At 57.4% G+C, this 1560-nt stretch carries 1 protein-coding gene; it reads left to right on the top strand.

Annotated features, from left to right (window positions below):
- Window positions 1–97 precede the first annotated feature (97 nt).
- Window positions 98–1399, top strand: coding sequence for an IS1380 family transposase (locus DOQ08_RS15915; RefSeq protein ID WP_114335976.1), 1302 nt, complete (start codon window positions 98–100; stop codon window positions 1397–1399).
- Window positions 1400–1560: the final 161 nt, after the last annotated feature.

The raw sequence follows: 1560 nt of genomic DNA, 5'->3' as shown, positions 1-1560 counted from the left end.
CCCGGATTTCTCATGAGGGGATAAAAGAAAGCGGCTGAAAGTGCTATAGTTTCAGGACCTTACACCGTTCACTAAGCACCAACAGCCGCTATCCGAAATGGTACCTGAAAAACTGACCTTCTCGCCACTCTCTCGCCGTCAAATTGAAGCCGATTTCTCCGGTGGCCACATCACCGCCGATGCCGGATTGCTCCTGCTTCGCGAAGTCGACAAACAACACCGGCTCACTCAGCGCCTGGCTACGGTGCTGGACGATGCCCGTAATCCCGTGCTGGTTCGCCACAAGCTTCAAACCATGGTCCGGCAGCGGGTCTTTGGCGTGGCTGCCGGGTACGAAGACCTCAACGATCACGAGGCGCTACGCGCTGATCAGGCACTTCAGACCGCAACCGGTGAAGATGCCATTCTGGCGGGCAAATCGACCTTGTGCCGGATGGAACAGCGCGTGGACCGGCAGGCGGTGATCAACGCCCACGAACTGCTGTGGCATCACTTCATTGAACAGCACGAGACTCCACCCAAGGAAATTGTGCTGGATTTTGATGGCACTGACATTCCAGTGCATGGCGACCAGCCCGGCAAGTTCTTTAACGCCTACTACGATCACCATTGTTACTTCCCGCTGTACGTGTTCTGCGGCCGTCACCTGTTGGTGAGCTACCTGCGCACCAGCAATCGAAGCGACAGCCGCCACAGCTGGGCCATTCTGGCCCTGCTGGTGAAGTTCATCCGGCAGTACTGGCCGGATACCCGCATCGTGTTCCGGGGTGACAGCGGCTTCTATCGCCTCCGATTGCTGAGCTGGTGCGACCGGAATAACGTGGATTACCTTGTGGGCATCAGCAAAAACAGCCGGCTGCTCAAGGAGGTGGACGTGCCCTCGATGCTGGTTCGCAGGGCTCACGGGGAGTTGGGAGAAAAAGTCTCTGCCACCTACCGGTTCCAGTACCAGGCCCACACCTGGAAATACCCCCGCTGGGTGATCGCGCGTCTGGAGGAGGGCGAACTGGGTGCCAACCCCAGGTTCATTATCAGCTCCCGTTACGACGACGGCGTTAAACTCTACTACGAGCAATACTGTGCCCGGGGTGACATGGAAAACCGGATCAAGGATCAGCAGTTGTGTCTGTTCGCAGATCGCACCTCCAGCACGCGGTGGTGGACCAATCAGTGGCGGTTGCTCCTATCGGGCTTTGCCTACACGTTGTTCGAGCGATTACGGGCCCACTTGAAGAAGACGCCCTTCGAGAGAATGAGCGCCAGTAACCTGCGGCTGAAACTGATCAAGGTGGGCGCGGTCATCATTCGCAACACTCGGCGCATACGGGTGTTGATGAGCGATGCCTATCCTTACAAAGACGAACTCTCTGACCTGGTACGTCAACTGGTTCCGGGATAGAAGCCCGGGCTCCCCCGGCCCGACGCAATGGGGGAAAGGGGGTCGTGTGTCCGGACAACAGAAATTGATCAGTTATTAATCATTCTCGGCTGCAAATGAGCGGTAATGGCGGTAACCTGCACGGTCTGCGAGACTTGCCGGGGACCTATGAGAAATCCGGG

It is taken from the genome of Marinobacter litoralis (assembly GCF_003336705.1).
Classification (GTDB): domain Bacteria; phylum Pseudomonadota; class Gammaproteobacteria; order Pseudomonadales; family Oleiphilaceae; genus Marinobacter; species Marinobacter litoralis.
This window is presented reverse-complemented; position numbering and strand designations above follow the sequence as displayed.

Excerpts from the sequence above, each read along its gene's own strand:
- DOQ08_RS15915 (WP_114335976.1), top strand. The coding sequence starts at position 98 with ATGGTACCTGAAAAACTGACCTTCTCGCCACTCTCTCGCCGTCAAATT.